The following is a 14,017-nucleotide window of genomic DNA, read 5'->3' as shown; positions in this document are numbered from 1 at the left end:
AATGGAGGGCCTTCCCTTGCTGGCAAAACACGGGGCGCAGAGCTCTTCCGCCCAAGAGTCGAAACCATCCTTGGCGAGAAGATCGTTGAGCCGGGAGTAAAAGGGATGCCCTTGGCCCTTGGGAAGCTGATGCTGGTTGACCCACATTGTCTGTTGCTTGGGTTTGCGTCTACCAATCGCCATACGGTAATAACTCCTTGTTGTGAAATGATAAAATCAATTTACCGCACATGGGGATTGGGGCAATAGGTTTTACAGGGTTACGGGGTTTTTCAACGGGCTGCTAGGTGAAGATGTTCTCGAACCCTATAAGGCGACCATCTCCCGCTGGGTCTGTCCCGATGTTATGCGCAACCAGGATTATTCAGTCTCCAAGGCCAAGAAGGCGATCTCGGATTACAAAAGAGCCGTTGGTCATGCCGACGGGCTGGCTGAGTTATCGGTATATTATTGTGAGTCTTGCCGGGATTTTCTCGGATTTTGCAGCGTAGATGACGAGGTGTTTTTCAACGCTCTAGTGCGAATGTTCGAGCAGGCTTTGAAATGGATCCGACAGCTTGATTCGGATCAACAAGAACACTATCTGGAGCGGCTTGATAGTGTTCACTATCAAGCCGACGATTGGGGTTGGGGCGTGAGCAGCGACATGGGCGAGTTGATGGCGGAGTATGGATTTACCGAAAAGTGACCTGCTCCTGAATGTGCAAGATGAACTCAGGAAGCTGCATGAGGAGAACGCCCACCTCAAGGCGCTGCTGGCCCAGCATGGTATTGCTTGGGAAGGACCAAGCACCTCTGATTTGGTCGCCGTGCCGCAGGAACTCGCTCAAGTCCCATCTCACTTCACCATCGAAGATAAAATCGTCCTGTTTCGTCGGCTGTTCCGGGGACGCGAGGATGTCTATCCCAGGCGTTGGGAGTCGGTCAAAGGCGCTTCGGGATACTCACCGGTTTGCGGCAACGAGTGGAAGCCTGGATTGTGCTGTAAACCGAAAGTCAAATGCGGCAATTGTGCGCACCGGTTGCTCCTGCCGCTGACCAACCAGGTGTTCTATGATCATTTGGCCGGTCAGCACACCATAGGTGTTTATCCACTGTTGCCGGATGATACCTGTTTCTTTCTTGCCGTCGATTTCGATGAGGCTGACTGGCGGGAAGACGCCAAGGCCTTCATGCAGTCCTGCAAGGAATTGGCGATAGCAGCGGCGCTGGAAATCTCACGGTCCGGCAACGGTGCACACGCCTGGATCTTCTTTGCCAAACCGGTTCCGGCCCGCTCAGCCAGGCAGCTTGGCGCCGCGCTTATCAGCTCCACCTGTAATCGCACCCGACAGTTGTCCCTGGCCAGTTATGACCGTCTGTTCCCTAACCAAGATACGTTGCCCAAGGGTGGATTCGGCAATCTGATTGCGCTCCCCCTGCAAAAGAAACCCCGCGAACAAGGAAGAAGCGTGTTTGTGGATGAACAACTCGCTCCCTTTGCCGATCAATGGGCATTTCTGGCCACACTACAGCCATTGACTGCTGCGGAACTGGAAGGAGCCATTGAGCGTGCAAGCCAGGGTCGCAGCCCGCTTGATGTCGGTTTTTCAGCAGATGAGGAAGAGGGCAAACCGTGGAAACGTCCGCCCACCAACCCAACCCGGATACCCGGACCGCTTCCGGAATCGCTTTCACTGGTGTTGGCCAACCAGATCTTTATTGCCAAGAAAGACCTCCCCCAACCGCTGGCGAATCGCCTGATCCGCCTGGCCGCTTTTCAGAACCCGGAGTTTTACAAGGCCCAGGCCATGCGCCTGCCGGTGTGGGATAAGCCGCGTCTTATCGGTTGTGCCGAGAATTTCCCCCAACACATCGGTCTACCCCGAGGATGTCTTGATAGGATTCTTGTGCTCCTCAAGGAAAACGAGATCAACGCAAAGGTTGAGGATGAACGGTTGCCTGGTCACAAAATTGCGGCCAGATTCACCGGTAAACTCAGGACGGATCAGAAGACAGCCATGCGGGTCATGCTGCAGCATGAGATCGGTGTGTTGTGCGCCCCCACCGCTTTCGGCAAGACCATTACCGCTGCCGCCCTGATCGCCCGGCGCAAGGTGAGTACGCTGGTGCTGGTCCACCGCACCGAACTGCTGCGGCAATGGCAGGAACGGTTGACCGGTTTCCTTGAGCTTCCCAAAGACGCACTGGGGTGCATTGGTGGCGGTAAGAAGAAACCGACCGACAAGATCGACATCGCCGTCATGCAATCCCTGTCGCGCCGGGAAGATTTGGCCGAACTGCTCGATGGCTACGGGCAGATCATCGTCGATGAATGTCATCATCTCTCGGCCTTTTCCTTCGAATCAATCCTCAAACAGGCCAAGGCTCGGTACGTCATTGGCCTGACGGCTACACCTGTTCGGCGTGATGGCCATCAGCCGATCATCTTCATGCAGTGCGGCCCGATACGCCACAGTGCAACCACGGCGGAAAATGCACCAACAAAGTTGGAGGTATTGCCAAACTTTTTGCCTGTGCCCGAGATGCCATTGAACGCCCCCATCCAGGAGGTTTTCCGCATCCTGGTGGGTGATATGCAGCGGAATTGCCGGATCGCCGCTGATGTCATGGCGGCGTATCGAGAAGGGCGCAAAATCCTGGTGCTGACCGAACGGACCGAACATCTACGATTCCTGCGCGACGCGCTTGGGGATGAAGTCGTCCATTGCTTCGTGTTGCATGGTCGTCTGACCAAGAAAGAGCGAGTCGCCACCCTGGCAGAACTTGCAGCATTGGACGGCGCTCTTCCGCGAGTCTTGCTGGCGACCGGCCGGTTGATCGGTGAAGGGTTTGACCACCCACCGTTGGATACCCTGGTGCTGGCTATGCCGATATCCTGGAAAGGAACGCTGCAACAGTATGCCGGGCGCCTGCATCGGGAGCATGACGGGAAGCAGAATGTTCGAATTCTCGATTACGTCGAACCTGATCAACCGCAGCTCGCCCGGATGTGGGACAAACGCCAGCGTGGTTATCGGGCTATGGGGTATGAGATTGTCGAAAACCCGGCCAGCGTCCACCAAGCCGTCCTGCCGTAACCATATTGAAAACGCTCATCCTCAGGGTGTTGCGGCATTTTTTCACGATATTTCGCCAGTCTTTAGCTTCTCCAAATAGTCGGCCCAGGCCTGCATCATACGTTTGCGCTCTTCGATAAAATCCGCTCGGTTGTAGGCTGCTCCCAGGGGGCCTTTGACTGCGTGGCCGAGTTGGCGTTCAATAGGTTCTTCATCGAAACCAAGCTCCTGGCGGATAAGTGTTCTGGCAGTTGCCCTGAGTCCATGGACATGCAATTCTTCCTGACTGTATCCCATGCGCCTGAGAGCATTGGTCAAGGTTGCATCGCTCATTGGCCTAGTCGTTGATCGCAGGCCGGGGAAGAGATATTTTCCCTGGCCGGTCAATGCCTGTACCTCCCGCAGGATATCAATAACCTGGGTTGCCAAAGGCACCAGATGAAAAGCTGAACCGCTGATTTCTTTATCCCGCTTGCGCCCTTTCATCTTGGCAAGGGGGATACGCCATTCCGCTTTCTCAAAATCGAATTCCGACCATTCAGCAAAACGAATCTCCTTGCTTCGCAAAAAGACATGGGTCGTCAGCTGCAAGGCGCAGCGTGTGATCGGCGAGCCGGGATATCGGTCAATCGCCCTGAGTAATTCTCCAACCTGCTTGGGGTCGGTGATGGAGGACATGTGGCTGACATTGGGTCGCGGGATCGCGCCTCGAAGATCAGCGGCCGGATTACGCTCCGCCCGGCCGGTGGCAATGGCATACATGAAGACCTGGCCGGCATTGGTCTGTGCCCGATGGGCATTTTCCAGGTGCCCCCGAGCCTCAATGCGACGCAAAGCCGAAAGCAACTCCGGTGCTGATATCTCGCCAACGGGGCGCGCGCCAATCCATGGAAAAATGTCGCGGCGCAGGCGGCCGGAGATGCTCTTCAGGTGGCTTTCTGTCCACTGATGCTTGAATTTCTCCAGCCACTCTTCGGCAACGGCTTGAAAGGTATTGTCCGTTGCGTTGGTACCTTTGCGGATTTTTTTGACGAGGCCCGGATCAACACCCTCTGCAAGTTGCTCTTTTGCCTGTTGGGCGCTTTTTCGTGCCTTGGCAATCGATACGTTGGGATAGACGCCCAAGGCGAGCAGCTTTTGTTTGCCGCCGTACCGGTACGCCATGCGCCAATATTTGGAGCCGTTCGGCCTGACTTCCAGAAACAATCCGCCACCATCCGCCAACCTCTTGGTCGTTGTTCCTGGTTTGGCGTTTCTTAGCGCCAGTTCGGTTAATTTGTTGGTCATTCCGCCCATGTTGGTGCCTCCCGTTGCGAAGAAAACCGTTTTGTTGTTCGAACGTATCGAAATGGCAGGAATTTTTTAAATAACTGTTGGTACCGTGTTGGTACCAACATGAGGGGTGTTGGTACATACCCCTGATAGTACCAACAAATATAACCAGATTTGCTCAAATTGCAACGGACACCCCTGGACGCAAAAAGCCCGCAATCCTTGTCGAATTGCGGGCTTGATGGATATCTTCAGATGGTGTTGGACAATGACATGGCGGAGAAGCAGGGATTCGAACCCTGGGTGGAGTTACCCCCACAACGGTTTTCGAGACCGTCCCGTTCAACCGCTCCGGCACTTCTCCGCGCCGGGCTATTGATACCGTGTTCTCGCCGGCGCGTCAACAGTTCTAGAGAGCTGTTGACTTTGTCCAGGCCCATGGGTACAAATGGGCCATTGATTTTTTCACGAAGGAGCGGTCATGCGTATTCCCGAACTGTACGCGAAAACTGTTGGAGTTCTGTTTCTTTTTTGCTCTCTGCTGCTGTTGAACGGCTGTGCGAAGATGTACGGTCTCAAGGAAGATCCCAAGATTTCCGTCGCTGATATCCGCATTCAGGAGGTCAAGGCCATGGAGGGGGTTTTTCTGATCAAACTGCGGGTGTTGAACCCCAACGATGTCCCCCTGGATATCCATGGCGTCAACTGCGACCTGGAGATTAACCAGCGTCACTTTGCCAGCGGCATCGGCGACGGCAGCCAGACCGTGCCGGCCTTCGGCACCGCCCTGGTGCCGGTCGAGGTGTACGCCTCGGTGCTGGACATGGTCGCCTCGGTGGCGGACCTGCTCCATTCCGCCGGCAAGCTGCCCAGCAAGGACAGGCCGGTGCCCTACACGCTCAAGGGCACTGCCCGCATCGGCATCCACGGCTTCAAGAAGGATGTCCCCTTCAACTCCTCGGGCGAACTGTCCCTGAAGGGCCTAGCCCTGCCCCACTAGCCCGTGCCGGAGCGGCGGGCAGGGCTCCGCTCGCTCCCCGGCCGGTTGTCCGACCTGGGTTCCCCGTCGATTCCATCTCCTCCGCCATTTTCGATTTTTTGCCGCGCAACTGCTTGTCGTGCCACTCTTCTGTCACAATTCTGTTGACAGAAGCGGCCGGTACAATAGAGTACATTCCCTCTTATGACCGAATCCACAGAACACGGACAGGCAATGCTCACACCACAACAGGGACAGGTTCTCGTCCGCTGGGCGCGGCAGCAGATCGAACACCATCTGGAGGTCGCGCCGTCGCGGCCGGTTGACGCCGGGGAACGCCGCCAGCCGGAATTGCAGCAGGTGCGGGGCGTCTTCGTGACCCTGCACAAACGGAGCGCCCTGCGCGGCTGCATCGGCAGCCTCACCGGGGTGGAGCCCGTTGTCGACGGTGTCCGCCGGCATGCCCTCAACGCGGCCTTCCACGACCACCGTTTTCAACCGTTGACCGCAGCCGAGCTGGCCGAACTCCATGTGGAGGTTTCCGTCCTGACCGAGCCCCGGCCCCTGTCCTGTGAAGACGCCGACCAGCTCCTCCGCCTGCTCCGACCGGGAATCGACGGCGTCATCCTCGAGGGGCCCGGCGGGGCTGGCGCCACCTTCCTGCCCCAGGTGTGGCGGCAATTGCCCGAGCCGGAACAGTTTCTCGGCCACCTCTGCCGCAAGGCCGGCCTGGCCGAAGACGCCTGGCGCTCGGGACGGCTGCATATTTCGACCTATCAGGTGCAATCCTTCGAAGAACCCCGCTCCGGCGGCAACCATACATGAAAGAACTGTTTCTCCCGCCGGAACTCTCCTGCGAGATCGGCGAAATCTACGGCTCCATGGTCACGGTCTACGACGAGGTGGCCAGGGAGCTGCCCCTGACCTGCGCGGGATGTCCGGACAACTGCTGCGACTCCTATTTCCTCCATCACACCTACAGCGAGTGGGCCTACCTGTGGGAGGGCATCCGGGCCCTGGACGACGACCGCCTGGACCGGATCATGCAGCGGGCGCGCGACTACGTGGCCCGGAGCCGGGAGTTGATCGCCAGGGGCGAGCGGCCGCAGCTCATGTGTCCGCTCAATGACTCCGGGTTGTGCGGGCTCTATTCGCATCGGCTGATGATCTGCCGCACCCACGGCGTGCCCGCGACCCTGACCCGGCCGGATGGCCAGTTGCTCCGCTTTCCCGGCTGTTTCCGCTGCCAGGAGATCGTTGCCGACAGCTATCCGGCCGAAGCCGATGCCCCGGCCATGGACCGGACCGTCCTCTACCAGCGGCTGGCGCAGCTCGAAACCCGTTTTCTCGCCGACCGGCGCGGTCGTCTGCCGAAAATCAAGCTGACCATCGCCGAGATGATCGTCCACGGGCCCCCCAAGGACATCTCCGCTAACCGGAAGTAATTCCCTTCGTTTACGTTCAGATACTTATGGATACCACGGTACAACGGGCGTACGACGCCATTCTCGCCGGCGGCCGGATCGACCGGGCCACGGCCCTCTGTTTGCTGGACAGCAACCGGAAAGACCTGTGGCAGGCCGCCGACGCCATCCGTCGCCATTTTTGCGGCGCGCGCTTCGACCTCTGCTCGATCATCAACGCCAGGAGCGGCAACTGCACCGAGAACTGCCGCTTCTGCGCCCAGTCGGCCCGGCACCGCACCGGCATCGAATCCTACGAGGCCATCGCCGAGGACGAGGCCCTAGTCCAGGCCAGGGACAACGACGACCACGGCGTGCACCGCATCTCGCTGGTCACCAGCGGTCGCAGCCTGTCGCCGGCCACCCTGGCCGAACTGACCCGCCTGTTCGACACCATGGCCGCCACCTCCTCCATGCTGCTGTGCGCCTCGACCGGGTTCCTCACCGAGGAGATCGCCGCCGGCCTGTACGCGGCCGGGGTGCGGCGTTACCACTGCAATCTGGAGGCGAGCAGGAACTTCTTCCCCCAGGTCTGCACCAGCCATACCTGGGAGGAAAAGGTCGAGACCCTGCGCCTGGCCCGGCAGACCGGGATGTCGCTCTGCTCCGGCGGCATCATCGGCATGGGCGAAGCCATGACGGACCGGATCGACATGGCCCTGGAACTGCGCGATCTGGAAGTCACATCGATCCCGGTCAACATCCTCACCCCCATCCCCGGCACGCCGCTGGCCGAACTGGCGCCGCTGTCGGTCGACGAGGTGCTGACCACGGTGGCCCTGTTCCGCTGCATCAATCCGGATGCGGTGATCCGTATGGCCGGTGGCCGGCAGCAACTGGGGGCGGACCAGTACCGCTGCTTCACCGCCGGGGCCAACGGCGCCATCGTCGGCAACTACCTGACCACCACCGGCTCGTCCATCGCCGGGGATCTGGCGCAGCTCTCGGCCCTGGGCTTCACCTTCGAACGCCCCGAACCATGAGCGCCGACAGCGACGGCCTGCTCGGTTTTGACCGGGACCACCTCTGGCACCCGTACACTTCGACCACCAGACCGCTGCCGGTTTATCCGGTGGATTCGGCCGCCGGGGTGCGCCTCCGGCTCGCGGACGGGCGGGAGCTGATCGACGGCATGTCCTCTTGGTGGTGCGCCATTCACGGCTACAGCCATCCGGTGCTGGTGCGGGCCCTGGCCGAGCAGGCCGGGCGGATGGCGCACGTCATGTTCGGCGGCCTCACCCACGAGCCGGCGGTGGAGTTGGCTCGCCTGCTGGTGGAGCTGACCCCGGCCCCGCTCGACAAGGTCTTTCTCTGCGATTCCGGCTCGGTGAGCGTCGAGGTGGCCCTGAAGATGGCCCTGCAGTACCAGCAGGCCATGGGCCGTCCCGAACGGCACCGGCTGGTGACTGTGCGCGGCGGCTACCACGGCGACACCTTCCATGCCATGTCGGTCTGCGATCCGGTCACCGGCATGCACACCCTGTTCGAGCGCTCCCTGCCGCGCCAGCTCTTCGCCCCCCGGCCGGAGTGCCGGTTCGGCGCCGCCTGGGACGAGCGCGACCTGGAGCCCATGGCCCGGCTGCTGGCCGACCGACATGGCGAGATCGCGGCGGTGATCGTCGAGCCCGTTGTCCAGGGCGCCGGCGGCATGTGGTTCTATCATCCCGAATACCTGCGCGGTCTGCGGCGGCTGTGCGACCGGTACCGGGTGCTGCTGATCTTCGACGAGATCGCCACCGGTTTCGGCCGCACCGGCACCCTGTTCGCCGCTGAACACGCGGACGTCGCCCCGGACATCATGTGTCTGGGCAAGGCGATCACCGGCGGCACCATGACCCTGGCCGCCACCCTGGCCACCACCGCCGTGGCCACCGCCATCTCCGAGGCCGAGCCGGGCGTGTTCATGCACGGCCCCACCTTCATGGGCAATCCGCTGGCCTGCGCCGTGGCCTGCGCCTCGATCCGGCTTTTGCTGGACAGTCCTTGGCAGGAACGGGTCGTGGCCATCGGCCGCCAGTTGCAGGCGGAGCTGGAACCGGCCCGCGACCTGGCCACCGTGGCCGATGTCCGGGTGCTGGGCGCCATCGGCGTGGTCGAAACCAGAAAACCGGTGGACATGGGCGAGCTGCAGCGGTTTTTCGTCGAACAGGGTGTGTGGATCCGCCCCTTCGGCCGGCTGCTCTACCTGATGCCGCCCTACATCATCGCGCCGGAGGACCTCTCCCGTCTGACCAGTGCCCTGGTCCGGGCGGCGGCCCTGGTTCGCTGACCGGGCGGCACCGGTTCCGCGGCCCACCCGCTTTGTCCAACAACCCAACCAACACTGCCGCGCCGGCACTCCCATGAAACGCGAACTGATCAACAAAAGCGTGCTCCTGGCCCTGGTGCTCCTCATCTCGGCCCTGTTCCTCGGCATGATCCGGCAGTTTCTCATGCCGATCTTCATGGCCGGTATCTTCGCCGCCATCCTCAGCCCGACGCACCGCTGGCTGACCGGCAAGATCGGCGGCCGGGAAAACCTGGCCTCGATCCTAGTCATCGTCGGCATCGTCCTGCTGGTGCTGATCCCGCTCTCGCTCCTGATCGGGGTGGTGGTCGCCCAGGCGATCAGCGTCAGCCAGTCGGTCACGCCCTGGGTCCAGTCCTTTATCCACGAGCCGACCGCGGTGACCGCCTATCTGGAAAAGATACCGTATTACAAGCAGATCCTTCCCTACCGCGCCCTGATCATCGAGAAGGCCGGGCTGGTGGTGGGCAACATCTCCACCTTTCTGATCAACAGTCTTTCCGCTGTGACCATGCAGACGGTCAACGCGGTGTTCGGCAGCGTGATCATGCTCTACGTGATGTTCTATTTCCTCACCATGGGCGACGTGCTGCTGACGAAGATCCTCTATTTCCTGCCGTTGCAGGACCGCGACGAGCGCCGCCTGCTGCGCCGCTTCACCTCGGTGACCAAGGCCACCCTCAAGGGCACCCTGATCATCGGCGCCCTCCAGGGCGGGATCTGCGGGGCGGCCTTCGCCCTGGCCGGCATCCAGGGGCCGGTGTTCTGGGGCACGGTGATGGCGGTGACGTCGATCATTCCCGCCTTCGGCACAGCCCTCGTCTGGGTGCCGGCCCTGATCATCCTCGCCCTGAAGGGGGAACTGCTGGGGGTGGTCATCCTGGCGGTGCTCTGCGGCGCGGTGGCAGGCAACCTCGACAATGTCCTGCGGCCCCGCCTGGTCGGCAAGGACACCGAGATGCATGATCTCTTCGTCCTCTTCGGCACCCTGGGCGGCATCAGCCTGTTCGGCATCCTGGGCATCATCATCGGCCCGATCGTCGCCGCCCTGTTCATCACCATCTGGGAGATCTACGGCAGGGCCTTCGAGGCCTACCTGCCCGATGTCGGCCCCCTGTTCGGGAACGGCGAGGGGGAGGAGTCGCCGCCGGCACCGGCGGTTGCCGCCCCTGAAACAGCGGCGGCACCGGTCGCCGAGGCGGAACAGGAGGAGACACCGGCCAGCGGTGAAGACGCGCGGGAAAGCGATGGAGTGGGCGGGAAAACGGCTTGAATTTCCTCATATTCTCCAGTACAACGCAATACCCCTTCCGGATCGGGCGATGACGAGGGGCCGACTATCCCAACGAGAACAAGAGAGCTGGAGGCGTAGTGCGATGAGCGAGGCAATCCGGGTGAAGAATACCGGCCTGCGCGGGGTGACCGTGGCCGATTCCGCGATCAGTTTCATTGACGGCGAAAAGGGGGTGCTGATTTACCGGGGCTATCGCATCGAGGATCTGGCCGACCGGTCGTCGTTCATGGAAACGGTCTACCTGCTCCTGTTCGGCACCCTGCCCGCCGCCGAGCACCTGGAGGCCTTCACCCGCCAGGTCAGGAACATGCGCCGGGTTCCCGGCTACGTGCTCGATTCCATGCGCCACTGGCCCAAAAACGCCCGGCCCATGGACGTCCTCCAGGCCTGCGTGCCCCTGCTGGCCATGGCCGAGGAGCAGGGCGACGCGCTGGACCGCCAGGTCTGCCTCGACCGCTCCATCGGCCTGGTTGCCCAGATGCCGACCCTGGTCGCCGCCTGGCACCGCATCCGCAACGGTCAGCCGGTCCTGGAACCCGATCCCGACCTCGATCACGCCGGCAACTTCCTCTGGATGCTCCAGGGGAAAAGGCCCGATCCGGCCACGGCCAAGGACCTGGACGTCTGCCTGATCCTCCACGCCGACCACACCTTCAACGCCTCCACCTTTGCCGCCCGCGAGGTGGTGTCCACCCGCGCCAGCCTCTACGCCGGAGTGGCCGCCGGCCTGGGAGCGCTCTCCGGCAGCCTGCACGGCGGCGCCAACGCCAAGGTCATGGAGATGCTGCTCAAACTGGAAAACGAGCCGGACATCGAGGGCTGGGTCAGCGCGCAGCTGGCCAGGGGCGAGCGGATCATGGGCATGGGACACGCCATCTACAAGACCGGCGATCCCCGCGCGGTCTACCTCAAGCGGATGGGCCAGCGGCTGGGCGAGCAGACCGGCGGCACATGGGCGGCCATTTCCCAGAAGATCGAGGAGACCGCGCTGGCGATCTTCGCCAGGCAGGGCAAAACCACCATCCTGCCCAACGTCGACTTCAACTCGGCCCCGGTCTACTATCTGATGGGCATCCCCACCGACCTCATGACGCCGATTTTCGCCATCTCTCGGGTGGCGGGCTGGTGCGCCCACATCATCGAGGAGCAGTTCGCCGACGTCCAGGGCAAGCCGGCGCTCTACCGGCCGCAGGCCCAGTACGTGGGCGAATACTGCGGCCTGATGGGCTGCGAATACTCGCCGGTGGACAGGCGGAAATAACAGCGGTCTTCCGGGCGCGCGCCGGCCGGCATCACCAGGCGGCGGTGCTGAGATCGACCTTGTTCTCGGCGATCAGCTTCAGGCAGGCGTCGACGCATTCGGCGTTATAGAGGGTACCCCGGCCGGCGCGGATCTCCTCCAGGGCCGTTTCCAGGCCGAGCGAGGGCCGGTAGGGCCGGTGGGAACTCATGGCCTCGACCACGTCGGCCACGGTCAGGATCTGCGCTTCCAGCAGCAGTTCCTTGGCGGTGAGCCCCCTGGGGTAGCCCGAGCCGTCGAGATGCTCGTGGTGCTGGTAGACGATGTCGGCCACCGGCCAGGGAAAGGGGATGTTCTTGAGGATCTCGTAGCCCACCTCGGTGTGGCATTTGATAATCGCCCGTTCCTGGGCGGAGAGGCGGGCCGGTTTGGCCAGGTATTCCGAAGGCAGGCTGATCTTGCCGATGTCGTGGAGCAGGGCGGCGAAGTGCAGCCCTTCGATCCGGTCCTCGGACAGGCCGAGCTCGCGGGCGATGGCACAGGCCAGCCGGTCGACCCGCATCTGGTGGCCGGCGGTGTAGGGATCGCGCTTCTCCGCCGCCAGAGCCAGCGACTTGACCGTCTCCTCCAGGCTGGAGTGGAGGTCGTCCCGGCTCTTCTTCAGCGCCTCGAGCGCATTCTTGCGTTCGGAAATGTCGCGGGCCACGCCCCGGTATCCCAGCAGTTCGCCGTTGTCGTCGAACACCGGCACGCCGTTTTTCTCGATCACCACCATCCGGCCGTCCCGCGCCAGGCAAACGGTTTCGAAGCTGCTGAACGGCTTGTGCGAGTCGATCAGTTTCCGGAAAATCCGGCTGGTCCGCTCCACCTCCCGGATGGCGATCAGGTCCACCAGGTGCTTGCCCATCAGTTCCTCGGGCTCGAAACCGAGCAGATCGCGCACCTTGGGGCTGCAATAGGTGTAGGCGCCGTCGGGATCGATTTCCCAGATCCAGTCGCTGGTGGTTTCGACCAGCGAGCGGAACCGTTCGTTGCTCTCCTCCAGGGCGTTCAGCAGCCGCTCCCGTTCCTCCCAGATGATGCGGCGCACCCGGTCGGCCAGGACCGTGTGGCGGATCATGTAGAAGGCCAGGAAGGAGACGAGCAGCAGGATGACCGAGGCGATGGCGTTGAGCTGCTTGGCGATCAGGCCGATCTCGACGTTGACGTCCTCGACGTAGAGGCCGGTGCCGATGACCCAGCCCCACGGTTCGAAGCCGCGCACATACGAGAGCTTGGGCACGATTTTCTCGGGATCGTCCTGCCACTGGAAGAGATAGTCGACATAGCCCGCCCCCTGGTTCCTGACCACCTTGACGAACTCCTCCAGCAGATTCTTGCCCATGGGATAGCGGACGTCGGGCACGGCCTCGCCGCGCAGGTCGGGCCGGTAGGGGTGCATGACGATGAGCCCCTGCATGTCGTTGACCCAGAAGTAATCCTTGTTCACCGGCCCGTAGCGGAGATCGCGGATGATGTTCAGGGCGGTCTGCTGGGCCTCCTGGCGGGTCATGGCTCCCTCCCGCTCCATTTTTTCGTAGGAGGCGATCATGTCCCAGACGATGGTGTTCATCTCCCGCAGCATCTCCCGTTTCTTGGCCAGCAGGTTCTCCTTGAGCGAGGGCAGGATGACGACGAAGGTGGCGGTGACGAACAGGACAATGGTGAGCAGGGCCGGCAGGGCGATCCTGATGGAAATGGCGTGGGCGAATTTCCGTTTCTTGTCCTTTTCCATGCGCAATTCCGGAGACGATCGGCTGAGGGCGGGGCGGCGGAGGAAAGAGGCCGGCACATTGTGGCAATGGCCGCCGGTCCGGCCGGCGGCCCGCAGACGCTCTCTTTCTATGTCCACCATAACGATTACCGCCCCGATCAGCAAGGATTCTGAATGCCTTGGCCGCAATCCGTCCGCCCGCCGTCCCGAACGGCCGGCGTTGTGGCGAGGGCAAAATTCGGCTTGACTTTCATGGCGCGATCAGGTTTCGTGCCACACAGGTTTCAGGTTCCTCGCCGAGGATAACAAGGGAACTCCGTGCGAATCGGAGACGGGCCCGCCGCTGTAACCGGGGACGAACGCCGCAGACAGTCACTGGCCGGAAGGCCGGGAAGACGCGACGGGAGGACGAACCGGAAGTCAGAAGACCTGCCTGAGACGTGACAGCCTCCCCCCGCGGATCAGGGGGACGGTGCCGATACGTGGATAAACCAGGGCATCCCCGGATCATTGACAAATGGTCCGGGGATTTTTTTGGCCGCACGATGCGGCATCTCCCCGGACCGGTGCGGCGGGAGACCGGAGCCATGATGCGCGGACGCCCCGATCTCCCAGGAAGGAACGGCTCCATGCCGGGAGCCGGGAAATGCGTCGGGACGCGGAGTCCTGC

General features: G+C 62.0%; 11 protein-coding genes, 1 tRNA gene, 1 pseudogene and 1 riboswitch. Of the genes and pseudogenes, 9 read left to right on the top strand and 4 right to left on the bottom strand.

What is annotated here, in order from left to right:
* Window positions 1-183: pseudogene (locus tag Q362_RS0109200) on the bottom strand (transposase); the annotation flags it as partial.
* A gap of 163 nt (window positions 184-346) precedes the next feature.
* On the opposite strand from Q362_RS0109200, the gene Q362_RS0109195 reads away from it, so the two are divergent.
* Both Q362_RS0109195 and Q362_RS0109190 read left to right on the top strand, forming a co-directional pair.
* Window positions 347-688 carry a hypothetical protein gene (locus Q362_RS0109195; protein ID WP_028318445.1) on the top strand — a complete coding sequence of 114 codons (342 nt, stop codon included), beginning with the start codon at window positions 347-349 and terminating at the stop codon, window positions 686-688.
* The gene (locus Q362_RS0109190) at window positions 669-3,080 is read left to right on the top strand and encodes a TOTE conflict system archaeo-eukaryotic primase domain-containing protein (RefSeq protein ID WP_028318444.1); all 2,412 of its coding nucleotides are present in this window, start codon (window positions 669-671) and stop codon (window positions 3,078-3,080) included. The genes Q362_RS0109195 and Q362_RS0109190 overlap by 20 nt, the downstream gene beginning before the upstream one ends.
* A gap of 42 nt (window positions 3,081-3,122) precedes the next feature.
* Here Q362_RS0109190 and Q362_RS0109185 read toward each other — a convergent pair whose 3' ends face one another.
* Together Q362_RS0109185 and Q362_RS0109180 are read right to left on the bottom strand one after the other, a co-directional pair.
* A complete protein-coding gene (locus tag Q362_RS0109185) occupies window positions 3,123-4,355 on the bottom strand; it encodes a tyrosine-type recombinase/integrase (RefSeq protein ID WP_028318443.1) in 1,233 nt (410 codons plus the stop codon).
* A gap of 250 nt (window positions 4,356-4,605) precedes the next feature.
* Window positions 4,606-4,695 (bottom strand) — tRNA-Ser (locus Q362_RS0109180).
* Between the two features lie 117 nt (window positions 4,696-4,812).
* Here Q362_RS0109180 and Q362_RS22215 point away from each other — a divergent pair.
* The 7 genes from Q362_RS22215 (at window position 4,813) to Q362_RS0109145 (ending at window position 11,615) form a co-directional block, all read left to right on the top strand.
* Entirely contained in the window at window positions 4,813-5,331 is a 519-nt protein-coding gene (locus Q362_RS22215; protein WP_051553976.1) for an LEA/WHy family protein, read from the top strand.
* A gap of 213 nt (window positions 5,332-5,544) precedes the next feature.
* Window positions 5,545-6,135, top strand: coding sequence for an AmmeMemoRadiSam system protein A (gene amrA, locus Q362_RS0109170; protein WP_028318442.1), 591 nt, complete (start codon window positions 5,545-5,547; stop codon window positions 6,133-6,135).
* Entirely contained in the window at window positions 6,132-6,755 is a 624-nt protein-coding gene (locus Q362_RS0109165; protein WP_028318441.1) for a hypothetical protein, read from the top strand. The genes amrA and Q362_RS0109165 overlap by 4 nt, the downstream gene beginning before the upstream one ends.
* A gap of 26 nt (window positions 6,756-6,781) precedes the next feature.
* Entirely contained in the window at window positions 6,782-7,756 is a 975-nt protein-coding gene (bioB, locus tag Q362_RS0109160) for a biotin synthase BioB (RefSeq protein ID WP_028318440.1), read from the top strand.
* Window positions 7,753-9,042 (top strand): adenosylmethionine--8-amino-7-oxononanoate transaminase, encoded by a 1,290-nt coding sequence (bioA, locus tag Q362_RS0109155; protein ID WP_028318439.1) that lies wholly within the window; start codon window positions 7,753-7,755, stop codon window positions 9,040-9,042. Before bioB ends, bioA begins: the two co-directional genes overlap by 4 nt.
* Window positions 9,043-9,115: 73 nt before the next feature.
* On the top strand, window positions 9,116-10,333 hold the full coding sequence (locus tag Q362_RS0109150; protein ID WP_028318438.1) for an AI-2E family transporter: 1,218 nt from the start codon (window positions 9,116-9,118) through the stop codon (window positions 10,331-10,333).
* Window positions 10,334-10,436: 103 nt separating this feature from the next.
* Complete coding sequence (locus tag Q362_RS0109145) at window positions 10,437-11,615, top strand: citrate/2-methylcitrate synthase (RefSeq protein WP_028318437.1); 1,179 nt, start codon at window positions 10,437-10,439, stop codon at window positions 11,613-11,615.
* Between the two features lie 31 nt (window positions 11,616-11,646).
* On the opposite strand, the gene Q362_RS0109140 is transcribed toward Q362_RS0109145, so the two are convergent.
* On the bottom strand, window positions 11,647-13,488 hold the full coding sequence (locus Q362_RS0109140; protein WP_245590187.1) for a cache domain-containing protein: 1,842 nt from the start codon (window positions 13,486-13,488) through the stop codon (window positions 11,647-11,649).
* A 128-nt stretch (window positions 13,489-13,616) separates the two neighbouring features.
* A riboswitch (cobalamin riboswitch) is annotated at window positions 13,617-13,798 on the top strand.
* The last annotated feature ends 219 nt before the right edge of the window (window positions 13,799-14,017 follow it).

Origin of the sequence: Desulfobulbus elongatus DSM 2908 (assembly GCF_000621145.1) — a bacterium.
GTDB classification, from domain to species: Bacteria; Desulfobacterota; Desulfobulbia; order Desulfobulbales; family Desulfobulbaceae; genus Desulfobulbus; species Desulfobulbus elongatus.
This window is presented reverse-complemented; position numbering and strand designations above follow the sequence as displayed.